Origin of the sequence: Brassicibacter mesophilus, assembly GCF_050433385.1 — a bacterium.
GTDB classification, from domain to species: domain Bacteria; phylum Bacillota; class Clostridia; order Tissierellales; family Proteiniboraceae; genus Brassicibacter; species Brassicibacter mesophilus.
In genome coordinates this window covers 1-13,821 of the sequence record NZ_JBNPXI010000014.1, presented here as the reverse complement: position 1 = coordinate 13,821, position 13,821 = coordinate 1, and the positions used below count along the sequence as shown (strand labels likewise).

Here is a 13,821-nt window from a genome sequence, read left to right as displayed (position 1 = left end):
ATAAAATTCTATATTCATGCATGAATACAATTTGTATATAATATCATTTTATTATAAACCTTAACCAAAAACATAATTAGAAAGAGAGGGGTTCTTCCCCTCTCCATTAATCTGCTGTATATGGTAAAAGTGCAACTTGTCTTGCTCTTTTTATAGCTCTTGTCAACTGACGTTGATGTATAGCACAGTTTCCTGAAATTCTTCTTGGAAGTATTTTTCCTCTTTCAGTAACGTACTTTTTAAGTTTGTTTACTTCTTTGTAGTTAATGCTTTCTACATTATCTACACAGAAACTACATACTCTTTTTTTAGCTCTAAATTTTCTTCCTGCCATTCTTTTCCCTCCTTTAGAATGGAATATCGTCATCATCTACTGGACGAAAACCGTCTGTATCTATATAATTATTTGATTCATTTGATCCAAATTCTCTGTTAGTATTTCCTTGTTTATTGTCGCCCCATTCAAGGAATTGAACATTATCAGCAACAACTTCAGTTACGTATCTTCTGCTACCATCAGCTGCATCGTAGCTTCTTGATTGTATCCTGCCTTGAATAGCAACAAGTCTTCCTTTAACTAAATAGTTAGCACATGTTTCTGCCCGTCTTCCCCAAACTACAATATTAATAAAGTCAGCAGTAGGTTGTCCTTTACTTTCCATCTCCTGCTTTTTATCTTTCGATAAATCTTTATCAACTGCGATGCTGAAAGTCGAAACTGCCGTACCATTTCCAGGCAGAAATCTTAATTCTGGGTCTTTTGTTAATCTTCCAATTAATACTACACTATTCACAAATACACCCCCGTACGGCTTTATTATTCTTCTTCTCTTATAATCATGTGTCTAATAACTGTGTCTGTAATCTTAGCGATTCTGTTTAACTCATTTATAACATCAGCGCCCGATTCAAAGTTTATAAGCGTGTAGTATCCTTCAGTATAGTCATTGATTTCAAAAGCAAGCTTTCTCATGCCCCATTCATCAATTTTATCAATTGAACCATCTGCTTCAATGATACCTTTAAATCTTTCAACTACACCATTTCTCGTCTCTTCATCCATGTCTGGTGCGAAAACGAATACAGCTTCATATTTTTTCATAAATTTCACCTCCTTTTGGACTAGCGGCCCAGCCTTCATTAGGCAGAGCAAGGAATACATTACATCATAGCATTATATCACTTAATCAATATAAATGCAATGCTAGTATTTATCTTTTCCAATAATTTATATATTATAAGCCCTTTGAAAAATCAAAGGGCCACTTTTGCATGCTTTATATCATTTCTTTAATTACTTGAGCTAATCTTTTGATTCCTTCTACTATCCTTTCTTCATCCATATTTGAATAGTTTAATCTAAATGTATTTTCATGCCCTCCATTAGGAAAGAATGACCCACCTGGTACGAATGCAACATTTTTTTCAAGAGCTTTTACAGCTAGCTCTCTAGCATTTATGTTCTCAGGAAGTATAACCCAAGTAAATAGTCCACCCTCTGGGTAAGTAAATTTAACTTCTGTAGGAAATTCTTCTTTAATCGTATTAAGCATTAAATCTCTTCTTTTTCTATATACATTCTTTATTTTCTCTATATGAGAGTCAAGATCATATTTTTCTAAGAACTTGGCTAATTCCATTTGTGATATGGTACTAGCCTGTAGGTCTGCACCTTGTTTAACTAGTATATATTTTTGTAGAGCTTCTTTATCTGCACAAGTCCACCCTAACCTCATGCCAGGACAGAAGGTCTTAGAAAAAGTACCTAAGAATATAACTCTACCTTCAGTATCAAAATGCTTTACCGCAGGAGGTATTTCTCCTTCAAAACGCAATTCTCCATATGGATTATCTTCTACTATAGGTAGATTATATTTGTTAGCAAGTTCAACTAACTTCTTTCTTCTCTCTATTGACCATGTTCTTCCTGATGGGTTCTGAAAATCAGGAATAACATATATAAGCTTAATTCTTTCTGTAGTTTCAAGGATCTTTTCAAGTTCAGACATTATCATTCCTTCATCGTCAGTTGGTACATCAACAAATTTAGGTTGATAAGCTTTAAATGCGTTTATTGCACCAAGGTAACTTGGACTTTCACATAAAACAACATCTCCCGGATCTAAAAAGATTTTACCTGAGAAATCTAATCCTTGTTGAGAACCACTAGTTATTAGTATGTTGTCTGCTGTTACATCAATACCAACTTTAGCCATTCTTTTTGCTATCATCTCTCTTAGTGGTAGATGTCCTTCAGTTGTACCATATTGTAAAGCTTTGTGTCCGTTCTCATCTAGTACTTCTTTTGCTATGTCCTTCATAATTTCTATAGGAAATAACTCAGGAGCTGGCAAGCCTCCGGCAAAAGAAATAACCTCTGGTCTTTGTGTAAGCTTAAGTAATTCACGAATCTCAGAAGCTTTAATACCATCCATACGCTTAGCAAAATTTAAACTCATCGTAAAGCACCCCCAAATAAATTTTTATAATTAAAATAGTTGTTATGCAAACGTTTCTTTCCTGTATTTTATCACCATTAGTTTACTATTAATTTTAGCTTTTGTCTAATCTAATAATTTGTACACTATAATAAATGTAGCATTTTTCATGATCTTTATGCTTTATTAATTTTTCTTAATATTTCCAGCTATCTATTCTTTATTTTCTTCAGTGACTGTACTTATTACTTTCTTTACTCTTCTTTCAAACTCTCTTCTAGGAAGCCATACCTGTCTTTGACATCCAAGACACTTTATCCTAAAATCAACGCCAACTCTCATAATCTCCCACTTATCCTCTCCACATGGATGAGATTTCTTAAGCTGAACTACATCTCCAACATAAAATTTACTTATCACAGCTATCCCTCCCGTTTGCATGTAAAAATAAAAGCTACTTCTTAATAAACATATTATTATATACGAAGTAGCTTAAGTTAACATATATTATATTATAATTTAAATTAATAATAAATATTTATCGAACAATTCTATATATTTATTCATTCTTTTGAATCAATAACTACTCTTCTAGGATATGGAATTTCTATGCCTTCCTTATCAAACGATTCTTTTATTGCTTTTCTTAGCTCCCTTTCAACAGCCCATTGCTCCATAGGCTTCGTTTTTGCAATAATTGAAAGGACTACATCAGATTCTCCTAGATTCGTAACACCTAGGACTGTAGGACCTTCTATTATGTTATCATTTTGCTCCGCCATTTTCTTAGCTATGCTGTTCATAACCATTATAGCATTATCAATATCTTCTTCATAAGCAATACCAACATCTACCCAAGCTCTCATAGCACCTCTGCATCTATTAGTTACGGTCTGGATATTTCCATTTGGCACTATATGTAGATCGCCAGAAAAAGCTCTTATCTTAGTAACCCTGATCCCTATTTCTTCTACGATACCATCAAACTCACCAGTTTTTATATAATCTCCTACAGAATACTGATCTTCAAATAATATAAAAAATCCTGTGATTATGTCCTTAACAAGGCTTTGCGCGCCAAAACCTATGGCAAGTCCTCCTACTCCAGCGGTAGCTAGTATAGATTCTGTAGGAATACCGAACTCCTTTAAGACAGCTACAATACCAATAAAATACAATAGATATTTTACTACACTTTTCAGAATTACAGCCAAAGTATTAGTTTTTCTCTCTTCCATTCCAAACTTAAATTTTTGCTGATTTACAAAAAACTTATCTATCAGCTTGTACACAGCCTTTGTTGCTATCTTCACTAATACTATTATAATTACTACTTTAATTATCTTTTCTAAAAAGGTAAGTTGTCCATTATTAGCTTCTACCCATCGAGTTAAATAGTTAAATACTTCCTGCAAAAAACCACCACCAACCTAATTGATTTTATGAGCAGATCTTCCACTCTCTTCTATGATTATCTCATATATTCCCTTAATAGACAACTCATTACTTCCAATGACTTCTCTAACTTTACTAAGATCATCGCCATTGAATCTAATAGATAGTCCACAGCTAGCTGTTATTTCTCTAGGCGTTGGTATTGTTCTAATCTCTAGTTCAATCTCCTTTAAAATCTTTTCTCCTTTTATTGCATGATGTGTAGAATCAAACGCTATTACATAAAAGTTATCTTTGACCAATGTTTACCATCCTCTTTATATTGTTATAGTATTTGTTGTATTCTTCATTTTTTCAACTATTGTATACATGTTTGTAATCTCTCCTACCAAGAGTTTATCTTTAATATTGAAGTAATCTAAGCAGGTTCCACAAGAAAGTATTTCTACCCCTTCAGCCTCAAGCTTCTTCAAGTCTTCTATTACTTCTGAACCCTCAGTAGTTAATTTAACTCCACCATTTAAAAATAATAATGCTGAAGGAAAAGGAATTGATTCTGTTAGTGTATAAATAAATCCTTTTATTAGAACTTTCCCTAATTCATCTAAGCCCTGACCAAGTTTATCTTGACCAAAAACTATAACCATATCTTTAAAGGTATTTGGAGCACAAACTGCTTGAGTCTCTTCTTTTGCTTCTCCCTTTGTTATGTGGATATAGAATTCATTGTCGTTATTTTTCTCAACAGTATATGAGTAATTCATGCTTTGAGCAAGCTTTGACACATTTTCTTTAGCAACCTCATTATCAACTATAGTTGTAATTATACCATTAGTAATCTCATCTAAAGCTTTTTTTGTCATGATAACTGGTTTGGGACATAATTGCTTTCTAGCATCTACTTCTTTTTTCATTATAATTCCTCCCTTAATTTACATAAATCAATATACTAAGTATAGTATACTAGTTTATTTAGTAAATTTGCATATCTATAGATAATATCTATAATTCTATCAAAATCTATAGTTTTTTTATATAGATAATGTTTATTAAATATATATTTTTAACTATTATATTAATATTATTAATTTTAATATTAATTTCTTTAATATTTGTATTGACATTTCTTTTTAGAAGTAATAATATGTAATTATAGATTAAATATTTTAATATTTTCCAAATATATTAGTTAATAATCATGACACCATTATCAATATTTATTATACCCTTTATTTTAGTAATAATCTATTAACTTCAAAAGGGGGAATTTATTTTGAGTAGTGAGCTAAAGGATATTTTACAAATGCTTAATCAGGGAAAAATAGATAGTAAAAGTGCAGTTAAACTCATAAACGAATTTAACCCTGATAAAATTTCTAAAACAAAAAAATCATCAAAAATTAAAGTATCTATTTTTGATAAGGAAGATGATAGAAAAATTAAAATACCTGCTATTCCATTTTGGCTTATAACTTCTCTAGGCAATTTGGGATTAAAGGTTAGCTCCTTTGCTTTAAAAAATAATAGAGAACTTGATGAGAATTCAAGAAAGGCGCTGGAAGTACTTCAAGACATGGATCTTAAGGATATTTTTGAAGTTTTAAGAAACCATCCCCCTTGTGACATCGTAAACATATCTGATGGCAATGATGGTGACGAAATAATTGTTTCAATACTATAATCTACAATGGAAGGTGAATTTATGAAAAAAGAAGCTATAGGAAGATGTCCAGTATGCAACCATGAAATGGATGTTACTAGACTACACTGTGACTACTGTGAAACTACAATAGAAGGTAAATTCAGCTTATGTAAGTTCTGTAAGTTAACTGATGAACAAAAGAACTTCGTTGAAGTGTTTATTAAAAACCGAGGTAATATCAAAGAAATAGAAAAAGAGCTTGGTATATCATATCCTACAGTTAGAAATAAACTTGAAAATGTTATAGAAGCTTTAGGGTATAACGCAAAATACGGACCTAAGGTAGACAAAAAAGAAATTTTAGCAAAACTCAGCTCAGGTGAAATAACAGCAGAGGAAGCTGTACAGCTTTTAAAAGAAGAATAGTATTTTGGAGGGGATTTTAATGAGTGAGGAAAGAATTATGATTTTAACAATGCTTCAAGAAGGTAAGATTTCCAGTGAAGACGCAGCTAAACTTCTTGATGCATTAGATGAATCAGAACTTAGAGAATCTGAAAAAAATAACTTAGATAGTTACAGCAGCACTGCTTATACTTTTGACTCAATGAAAAAAGAAATTGACTCAGATAAGCATAGAAAATATCAACATAAAATAGAAAATTTAGAAGATAAAATTAATGAAAAGATTGAAAAACACTCTAAAGACTTTGAAAACTGGGGAAATAACTTTGGAGAAAAGCTTAGTGATAAATTTGTAAATCTAGGAGACGAAATCACTGAAGGAGCTACTTCTTTTACTGATAAGATTCTTAGCTTTGTAGATGACTTAGTGGATAAAGGTACTTTTACAAATATTTTTGGAGGATATGATACTGTCACAGATACTATTGAAAGAGATTTATTGAACATAGACAATCCCTCACTAGAAATACAAGCAATTAACGGTAAAATAACAATTAAACCATGGGATAAAGAAATAATTTCCATAAAAGCTGTTTGCCAACTTAAAAAAGGCAGCTACAACAAAGACAGTTCTGTTTATGAAGTAATAGAAGATGGAAAGAGGTTTGTTTTTAAACCTAAATATTCAGGAAATATTGGAACGCGACTTGATGTGTATATACCTGAAAAACATTATGAAAGAGTATTCCTTTTTACTTCAAATGGTAAAATCGAAGCTGAAGACATTGACTCTAAAGAACTTTTATTTGATACAACAAATGCTTCTATAAAATTAACTGATTTGCATTCGGGTAAAATTAAGGCTTGTACTAAAAATGGCAAGATTATCTCAACTGATATATCTGCAGAGTCACTTAATGTCGAAACTACCAACTCTTCTATAGAATTATCTGACATTAAGTGTGAGCATATAGAAGCTTCAACAAAAAACGGTAAAGTATTAACTAGTGATATAATATCTGATCAGCTTCATATTATTACTTCTAATGGACAAATAACAGTTGAAGATTGTAAATCTAAATCTGTAAAATGTAAAACTCATAATGCAAACATCAAAGTAAGCGATATTAATACATCAAACTTGGGCAAAGTGGAACTAAGTACTTCAAATGGTCAAGTTGAACTACACTTTGATAATAACACTCCAATATTTAATATAGATGCGACAACATCAATGGGACATATTGATATAAATATTCCTAACTTAGTTTATACTTTAAACAACCAGCAACAGCTAGGGAATAAAAAGGTTTTGGCACATAGTTCCACTTATACAGAGAATAGCAGTTTAATTAGTGTAATCGCTTTAACTTCAAATGGGTCTATAAAAATCGACTAATTGTAAAAGGAGGTATATTGAATGTCTAATAGTTTGAAAGAGGAAAAAATTCAAGTCTTAAAAATGATCGAGGAAGGCAAGATAACTTCAGAGGAAGGAATAGAATTATTAAATGCTTTAGAAGATAAGGGTATGGATCTAGGAGTAAAATCATCTAAATGGCTTAAAGTAAAAGTATATGAGCCAGATGACAAAACTAAAGTGAATGTAAACATACCCATTGCTTTAGTTGACATAGGTTTAAAATTTGCGACTAAATTTTCACCTGAACTTAAGGATTCGAACATACAAGATGTGGATTTTAAAGAAATAGCGGAAGCCATAAAAAACGGTGCTGAAGGCAAAATCGTTGACATTGAAAGTGAAGATGGAGAAAGAGTCGAAGTTATTGTAGAGTAATATAATAGTTCTATCTATAAAAGAAGATTATCGGCGATATTATATATTTTTTTCAGTAAAGAATTATTAATAAGATTATAATATCGCTATAATCTATCTCATTGAAAAGGAAACCGAATAATAGCTAACTCTTTAGAAAAAATATTACCAAATGATAATATAAATGAGTCTGAAGTAGCAAATATAGGTGGCATAGATCAGTACATACTGATACGAGGAATAAAAAAATAATCAATTAATTCTTAGATATGATTATGAGGAACCCCGTAAATTCTCTTGCATAATTTAAAGAGATGTTATAAGAAACATACTTATAAAAATAGAAATATCCCATAGCCAATAATAATAAAATGTGGTGAGCTCACCACATTTTATTATTATTGGCTATATGAATTTTCTGCGGAATCTACATTATTGTTTTAGTTTTGAGTTGTTATATATTATTTTCCCACCAACTAGTATTAAAATTACTGGCCATATATATGATATTATTTTCCAAAAACTTGAATTTATTATGTCTTTTGATGTTAGCAAGAAAAGACCAGATAATATTATTAAAACCGTACCTGGTATAATAGGCCAGTTACTGCCAGTATTTCTATACTCAACTAGATAAATCACATAAAATGCAATCCCAAGTAGTAAGAAAAATACCCATCCCATCTCTATACTATATACCTCATCTAAAAATGAATACGTTCCTATTGCTGGTAATATGCATCCTGGATACACAAACCCCTTTATATTCTTTGAAAAATATAGTACCATAAAAACTATTCCAAGTCCCCACATAAAAAATAATTCTGTTAAGTCACCCTGCACAATCAAATATTTTTCAATCAGCGATGTGGTTCCTATTACTGCTAATATAAGTCCTGCCATTAAATAGCCCAAGTGTCTTTTAAAATAATACGCTACTAATAAAGCTATTCCTAATCCTACTAGCAGAACATCATTAGGAAGTATATTTGTGTTCAGTAAAAATACAACCACACCTATTATTATAAATATAACTCCTAGTGAAAAATCATTTCTTTTTGCCATATTATCACTCCTTCCTATCCTAAAAACCAGTATTCTTTTAAATACTTCAGCAATATATTGTTGTCATATAAATAATACCCAAATTTCGAGTCGAAAACACCCTTCGCTATAGCTCCATTAGGAGAAAATGATACAATAGGTGTCAATACAGCAAAAATTAAATACAATATAAGTATTCCTTTAATAAATCCTACACTCAATCCTAATAGTTTATTAAATTGATTCAAAATTGGTAGTGATGCAAAACTATCTATCACTTTTACTATAATCATAATTACAAGCCAAGCGATAGCAAATGTAATTAAGAAGCTTACTATATTTATAAGCATATGCGTAAGTGATTCTGCAATAAGGTTTGAAGCTGTGTCTGTCATATCTTTTACATATGAGTCTAAGTGGGTGTTCTGTGAGATACCTTCCATAATTGATTTTGGAAGCTTAATTCCTTGTAACATCGAGTTCATATCATTTGCAACTGCATTTTTTTCTACCAGCGGTTGAATCTTTTCACTAACGAATTCTTTTATTTTGTCAAAAAAGTCTGGATTTGCAATTATATACTTTGATACTACAGGATAGTAGGATTTTGCTATGTAGTATGATATTATAAAACCCGCTAAATTAAACACTGTAACAATAAAACCTTCTCTAACACCAACTAAGGAATTAATTGTCAATATAATAAGTACCGCTATATCAACCCAGTTCATTTCGTCACCTACCTTTTTAATTATCGACACTGATTGGCTTTGTAATCAAAGTATTTTTTTCTGTAAAAATAAGTATATTGTCATTATATACTCCAATTCCTTTTATCTCTTCTGTACAATTGTATTTTAGATTTATCCTATTACTATTTACCCCAGCGATAGTTTTTTTTCCTCTAAGCAATATATATTTCTTATTTATATAAATATTATCATAATTATTATCTAGCTCTATTTTATTTTTTGTTCTACCATTGCCTAAAATTATTTCTAAATTTGGATTAGCTTGTCCGCATAAAACGTATATCGTTTTACTATTTGTATCCACCTTAATATCTTTTAATCCATCTTCAATAGTTCTACTCCATAAAAGCTCATTTTTTACACTTAAGCTTAATATCTTACTGTCACATACAGCTATCATGTTATTGTTGTCTAAAAACAGCACATCGTATATTATCTGATCTTTATAATTTTTTCTCCATATTTCTTGACCATTCATCTTAAAATACATCAGGTTACTACTTATTGAACCATCAGTTACATCTAATGTAACTAATGAAAACTCTTTACGGTCTGGTGAAACACTACATGATAATATTTTTCCTTTATCAGTTGTGGCATTTGCTTGAAGCTTCCCTTTGTCGTCAAGAATATTGATCTGTTCAGTACTTTTCCCAGCCTGTGTAAACAAAACTAGATATCCATTTCTTTCTGATATCCTACGAATAGGTTGCTTTGCACTATATTCCCATAGCTGATTCCCATTTAAATCAAAAGCGGTAACATTTCCAGTAACAGTAGAAGTTATATATATAGTATTTTCTCCTAAATATGCTATAGTGTTATTATCTTCTATTGCTTTTTTCCAGCCTTCAGTACCTTCAATGTCATACTGCGATATCTCTTTTGCACTATATCTTATTACTTTGTCTTTATATACTCTTATTTTTCCTGGTTGAGGCCAGTTAATGTTTATATTGTCTATAAGCTGAAGTGATTTATCATTTCTATAAAAAAGGTCATGAACTTTTTTCTTTACAGTCTTATTTGAAACAAGCATAATAAGTATAATAAAGATTAAAATGATCCACAATAATCTGTTTTTCTTTTTTTCTTCATTGGCTACCAATTGACTCGCCTCCCTAACTATATAATTCTCTTATACTATTAAAAAATCCTTCTCTAATATCTTTTATATATTACTCCTAATCCGATGAACTAATGATGATATGATTATAATAGCCATAATAAACACTCCTATATACCCGAATAATGGATAAAAAATAGAAACTAAGCTTGAAAATCCAAATTTTGCGAAAGGTACTGTTATTATACAAAATATTAAAGAAATAAATTTTTGATTACAGTTTAATTTTGAAGATATCCTCCTAATACATCCGAAACCATTAGCAATAGCTGTAGTAAACATAGCACACCAAAGAATTACACTGTAGCTACCCTTACCCCATGAACCTAAATGTTGTGCTATTTTTATCATAGGTATTTCAAGGTTGTATACATCAGTATAAAGTATAAGTGAAGGAATTAGTATAAAAATTGCCATTATTCCTAGTCCCATCCCCCCAAAAATTCCTCCTCTTATTGCTCCTTTTTGATTTGGAATAATACTCAGAAGAGACGTCATTATCACAACTGCTGATATGCTATTATAGCCAACATATAATAATGAAGATGTAACCCAATTCCCAGTTTTTGATATAGTAATACCTTGAAGATTGCTAAAAACAAACCCTTCTTTTAAAATAACTATACTTCCAACAAATACAATACCTAATAGTAAGAATGGAACTAAAATTGAATTTACTAATGATATACCTTTGACACTAAATAAAAAAGTTACCAGGGAACATATTGTCATTACATATATACCTACATTATAAGAAATATTAAACTGCTGATAAAATATTGCTCCACTCCCTGCAAGCATGACGCAAAATCCTATGAATAGAAATAAGGTTATTATTATTTCTATTATTCGTCCAAGTCCTTTCCCAAACAGGGGGAATAAAAATTCTTCATAGTTCGTAACCTTGTTTTTATATACAATAGATAATACAGTCGCTCCAATAATTGAAAATAAAAAGGTTGTTAATATTACACCATATATCCCTCTATATCCAAACACCCCAAAAAATTGTATTATCTCTTGCCCAGAAGCAAAACCTGCTCCAATAATCGTTCCTATATATATGCTTGCTAATTTTCTCCACTCTCTCTCCTTCATATTAATGCCTCCCATATATAGTTACTTAAGTTTATGCCAATGGAGGCTTGGTTTAGTATATAATTAAATGAACACCTATATATCTAGTCTCTATTATAAGCTTGATTGTTTACATATATTTTTTTGTTTTGAATTTATTTATCTTTAATATAATGTATTAATATTATAATAATATTAAACCTAGATAATTTATACATTTAATATATAAGTTTAATCTTTTTGTAATTATTTTTAGTATTCTTTTGATGTATCATTAAAGTAGACATCAATATAATGTACTTCAAAGGGGGATAAAATTGAAAAGAATTTTTTGTACTTTAGCTGTAATCGTATTAACTTTAAGCTTTTACAATATATATAACTTAGTACATGCATCAAATAATCTCGCTTCAAGTAACTATTATTTATCATTGGTAAATGATGATGAACAAAACAATAGTGAAGATAATAGTTCCAGTGAAAACAGCAATGATCATACCTACAATGGTGATTCAACTCAAAATAATAATGAAGATGATGACAATAGCAGTGCAAATGAAAATGAGTCTGATACTACACATGAACCCGATAAAGATAACTCGGAAGTTCCACCAAGTGAATCGGACACAATAAGTGATCAAACAGATGTTAAAGATCCAGAAGACAGTGATGATAGCAGTAATTCTGGCTCTATAACTAACGAAGAAATTTCTGATGAAGTTACAGATTCACCTGCCACTAACGTAAATCAAGAAAGCACAGAAACAAATAACTCTGATACAACAGTAGCTAATCCAAGCCAGAATAATACCGTCAATAATACTGAACAAACAAATAATACTGTACCAGTTCAAGAAAAATTTTACCTAATTAATACACTAAATAAAGAAAATATGTGGGCTAATAAAACTGTTTATCTAACCTTTGATGACGGGCCAAGTGAAATAACAGAACAAGTTTTAGATATACTTAAAGAAAATAATATTAAAGCTACGTTTTTCGTAGTAGGCAATAAAACAGAAACAGGAAAATCACTACTTAAAAGAATTGATAATGAAGGACACTCTATTGGAAATCATACTTATAGCCATGACTATAAGTATATATACAAGCATGTAGATAACTTTTTTAATGATTTGTATAAAAACGATAAAATGATATATGAAGCTACTGGAAAGCATACAAAGATTATTAGATTCCCTGGTGGTTCAAATAACAGTTCAACAAAAACAGAGAATGGTAAGGAAGTCATGAACAAAATAATGGATAGACTTGTAGATGAAGGCTATGTATATTTTGATTGGAATGCAAGTAGTGGCGATGCATCACCACAGCCTGCTACAGTAGATCAAATAGTCAACAATGTCCTCACTTGGGTAGGTAAAAATAATAATGCAATTGTACTCTTCCACGATACTCGTACTAAAGTTAATACATTAAAAGCGTTGCCCATTATAGTTAAAAAACTCAAATTTTTAGGTTGTAAGTTTGATACGCTATCTGAAAACTCATATCAGGTAAGTTTTACAAAAAGGCATCATAGAAAGCCGAAAGTTAGTGATAGAAAACCTCCATATGTAATTAAAAAGCTTAAGAAACTTGAAGCAAGATATAATACTTATTAAAATAATATTGTTTTTTAAGATTAAATACTATTTTCTATCATGTTTTATTGTATCAATAAAACCCTATAGGTTAAACTTTTCTTACCGTTTACTCTATAGGGTGCATTTTTATATGGCAAATAATATACTTACCAAAAAAATAAAAAGAACCAGCGATGTCCTACTCTCCCATAAGCAGGGCACCCAAATCTACGCTTCTAAGATTTGGTGTGCATCGCTTAGTCCCAAGCAAGCACTATGCTAGATAAATTGTCTTATCTCAAAAAATAAAAGAACCAGCGATGTCCTACTCTCCCAGGGCGTCTCCGCCCAAGTACCATCAGCGCTGGAAGGCTTAACTTCTGTGTTCGGTATGGGAACAGGTGTGACCCTTCCGCCATTATCACTGGATCTTTTGCCTTACGGCATTTTTAAGTTTTCATTCAAAGTACTCATTTGTACTTTGAAAACTGCACAGCAAACAGCTGGTCAAGTCCTCGACCTATTAGTATCACTTAGCTTAAGACATTGCTGCCCTTACACCTGTGACCTATCAACCAG

General features: G+C 30.9%; 17 protein-coding genes and 1 rRNA gene. 5 read left to right on the top strand and 13 right to left on the bottom strand.

Annotation, left to right across the window (positions count from 1 at the left end):
* Positions 1-106: 106 nt before the first annotated feature.
* The 8 genes from rpsR to yedF all read right to left on the bottom strand — a co-directional run bounded on the left by rpsR (position 107) and on the right by yedF (position 4,747).
* Entirely contained in the window at positions 107-334 is a 228-nt protein-coding gene (gene rpsR, locus HNR33_RS14150; RefSeq protein WP_429084485.1) for a 30S ribosomal protein S18, read from the bottom strand.
* Positions 335-347: 13 nt separating this feature from the next.
* Complete coding sequence (locus tag HNR33_RS14145) at positions 348-794, bottom strand: single-stranded DNA-binding protein (protein WP_429084483.1); 447 nt, start codon at positions 792-794, stop codon at positions 348-350.
* A gap of 23 nt (positions 795-817) precedes the next feature.
* Complete coding sequence (gene rpsF, locus HNR33_RS14140) at positions 818-1,102, bottom strand: 30S ribosomal protein S6 (protein ID WP_429084481.1); 285 nt, start codon at positions 1,100-1,102, stop codon at positions 818-820.
* Between the two features lie 175 nt (positions 1,103-1,277).
* The gene (locus HNR33_RS14135) at positions 1,278-2,459 is read right to left on the bottom strand and encodes an aminotransferase-like domain-containing protein (protein ID WP_429084479.1); all 1,182 of its coding nucleotides are present in this window, start codon (positions 2,457-2,459) and stop codon (positions 1,278-1,280) included.
* A gap of 192 nt (positions 2,460-2,651) precedes the next feature.
* Positions 2,652-2,858 (bottom strand): DUF951 domain-containing protein, encoded by a 207-nt coding sequence (locus tag HNR33_RS14130; RefSeq protein WP_429084477.1) that lies wholly within the window; start codon positions 2,856-2,858, stop codon positions 2,652-2,654.
* A gap of 143 nt (positions 2,859-3,001) precedes the next feature.
* Positions 3,002-3,853, bottom strand: coding sequence for a mechanosensitive ion channel family protein (locus tag HNR33_RS14125; protein WP_429084475.1), 852 nt, complete (start codon positions 3,851-3,853; stop codon positions 3,002-3,004).
* A gap of 15 nt (positions 3,854-3,868) precedes the next feature.
* The gene (locus HNR33_RS14120; protein ID WP_429084473.1) at positions 3,869-4,135 is read right to left on the bottom strand and encodes a putative Se/S carrier protein; all 267 of its coding nucleotides are present in this window, start codon (positions 4,133-4,135) and stop codon (positions 3,869-3,871) included.
* Between the two features lie 15 nt (positions 4,136-4,150).
* Positions 4,151-4,747: a sulfurtransferase-like selenium metabolism protein YedF gene (gene yedF / locus HNR33_RS14115; protein ID WP_429084471.1), complete on the bottom strand. Its 597-nt coding sequence runs from the start codon at positions 4,745-4,747 to the stop codon at positions 4,151-4,153.
* Between the two features lie 359 nt (positions 4,748-5,106).
* On the opposite strand from yedF, the gene HNR33_RS14110 reads away from it, so the two are divergent.
* From HNR33_RS14110 to HNR33_RS14095, 4 genes are read left to right on the top strand one after another with little or no spacing between them, the layout of a single operon-like run.
* Positions 5,107-5,514, top strand: coding sequence for a hypothetical protein (locus HNR33_RS14110; RefSeq protein ID WP_429084469.1), 408 nt, complete (start codon positions 5,107-5,109; stop codon positions 5,512-5,514).
* A 21-nt stretch (positions 5,515-5,535) separates the two neighbouring features.
* On the top strand, positions 5,536-5,901 hold the full coding sequence (locus HNR33_RS14105) for a DUF2089 domain-containing protein (RefSeq protein WP_429084468.1): 366 nt from the start codon (positions 5,536-5,538) through the stop codon (positions 5,899-5,901).
* Between the two features lie 19 nt (positions 5,902-5,920).
* Complete coding sequence (locus tag HNR33_RS14100; protein ID WP_429084466.1) at positions 5,921-7,279, top strand: DUF4097 family beta strand repeat-containing protein; 1,359 nt, start codon at positions 5,921-5,923, stop codon at positions 7,277-7,279.
* A gap of 21 nt (positions 7,280-7,300) precedes the next feature.
* Complete coding sequence (locus tag HNR33_RS14095) at positions 7,301-7,678, top strand: SHOCT-like domain-containing protein (RefSeq protein WP_429084464.1); 378 nt, start codon at positions 7,301-7,303, stop codon at positions 7,676-7,678.
* 411 nt (positions 7,679-8,089) lie between these two features.
* Here HNR33_RS14095 and HNR33_RS14090 read toward each other — a convergent pair whose 3' ends face one another.
* The 4 genes from HNR33_RS14090 to HNR33_RS14075 all read right to left on the bottom strand — a co-directional run bounded on the left by HNR33_RS14090 (position 8,090) and on the right by HNR33_RS14075 (position 11,677).
* The gene (locus tag HNR33_RS14090; protein ID WP_429084462.1) at positions 8,090-8,722 is read right to left on the bottom strand and encodes a hypothetical protein; all 633 of its coding nucleotides are present in this window, start codon (positions 8,720-8,722) and stop codon (positions 8,090-8,092) included.
* A 14-nt stretch (positions 8,723-8,736) separates the two neighbouring features.
* Positions 8,737-9,432 (bottom strand): CvpA family protein, encoded by a 696-nt coding sequence (locus tag HNR33_RS14085; protein WP_429084461.1) that lies wholly within the window; start codon positions 9,430-9,432, stop codon positions 8,737-8,739.
* Between the two features lie 16 nt (positions 9,433-9,448).
* The gene (locus HNR33_RS14080) at positions 9,449-10,561 is read right to left on the bottom strand and encodes a DUF5711 family protein (protein WP_429084460.1); all 1,113 of its coding nucleotides are present in this window, start codon (positions 10,559-10,561) and stop codon (positions 9,449-9,451) included.
* Positions 10,562-10,624: 63 nt separating this feature from the next.
* On the bottom strand, positions 10,625-11,677 hold the full coding sequence (locus tag HNR33_RS14075; RefSeq protein WP_429084458.1) for a YkvI family membrane protein: 1,053 nt from the start codon (positions 11,675-11,677) through the stop codon (positions 10,625-10,627).
* Between the two features lie 296 nt (positions 11,678-11,973).
* Between HNR33_RS14075 and HNR33_RS14070 the strand changes: the two genes are divergently transcribed.
* Complete coding sequence (locus HNR33_RS14070) at positions 11,974-13,281, top strand: polysaccharide deacetylase family protein (RefSeq protein ID WP_429084457.1); 1,308 nt, start codon at positions 11,974-11,976, stop codon at positions 13,279-13,281.
* Positions 13,282-13,554: 273 nt separating this feature from the next.
* On the opposite strand, the gene rrf is transcribed toward HNR33_RS14070, so the two are convergent.
* Positions 13,555-13,671 (bottom strand): 5S ribosomal RNA (rrf, locus tag HNR33_RS14065).
* Between the last annotated feature and the right edge of the window lie 150 nt (positions 13,672-13,821).

Bases quoted from the DNA above. Each gene is read 5' to 3' on its own strand.
- rpsR (WP_429084485.1), bottom strand. From the start codon at position 334: ATGGCAGGAAGAAAATTTAGAGCTAAAAAAAGAGTATGTAGTTTCTGT.
- rpsF (WP_429084481.1), bottom strand. From the start codon at position 1,102: ATGAAAAAATATGAAGCTGTATTCGTTTTCGCACCAGACATGGATGAA.
- HNR33_RS14135 (WP_429084479.1), bottom strand. From the start codon at position 2,459: ATGAGTTTAAATTTTGCTAAGCGTATGGATGGTATTAAAGCTTCTGAG.
- yedF (WP_429084471.1), bottom strand. From the start codon at position 4,747: ATGAAAAAAGAAGTAGATGCTAGAAAGCAATTATGTCCCAAACCAGTT.
- HNR33_RS14105 (WP_429084468.1), top strand. From the start codon at position 5,536: ATGAAAAAAGAAGCTATAGGAAGATGTCCAGTATGCAACCATGAAATG.
- HNR33_RS14100 (WP_429084466.1), top strand. From the start codon at position 5,921: ATGAGTGAGGAAAGAATTATGATTTTAACAATGCTTCAAGAAGGTAAG.
- HNR33_RS14095 (WP_429084464.1), top strand. From the start codon at position 7,301: ATGTCTAATAGTTTGAAAGAGGAAAAAATTCAAGTCTTAAAAATGATC.
- HNR33_RS14090 (WP_429084462.1), bottom strand. From the start codon at position 8,722: ATGGCAAAAAGAAATGATTTTTCACTAGGAGTTATATTTATAATAATA.
- HNR33_RS14085 (WP_429084461.1), bottom strand. From the start codon at position 9,432: ATGAACTGGGTTGATATAGCGGTACTTATTATATTGACAATTAATTCC.
- HNR33_RS14075 (WP_429084458.1), bottom strand. From the start codon at position 11,677: ATGAAGGAGAGAGAGTGGAGAAAATTAGCAAGCATATATATAGGAACG.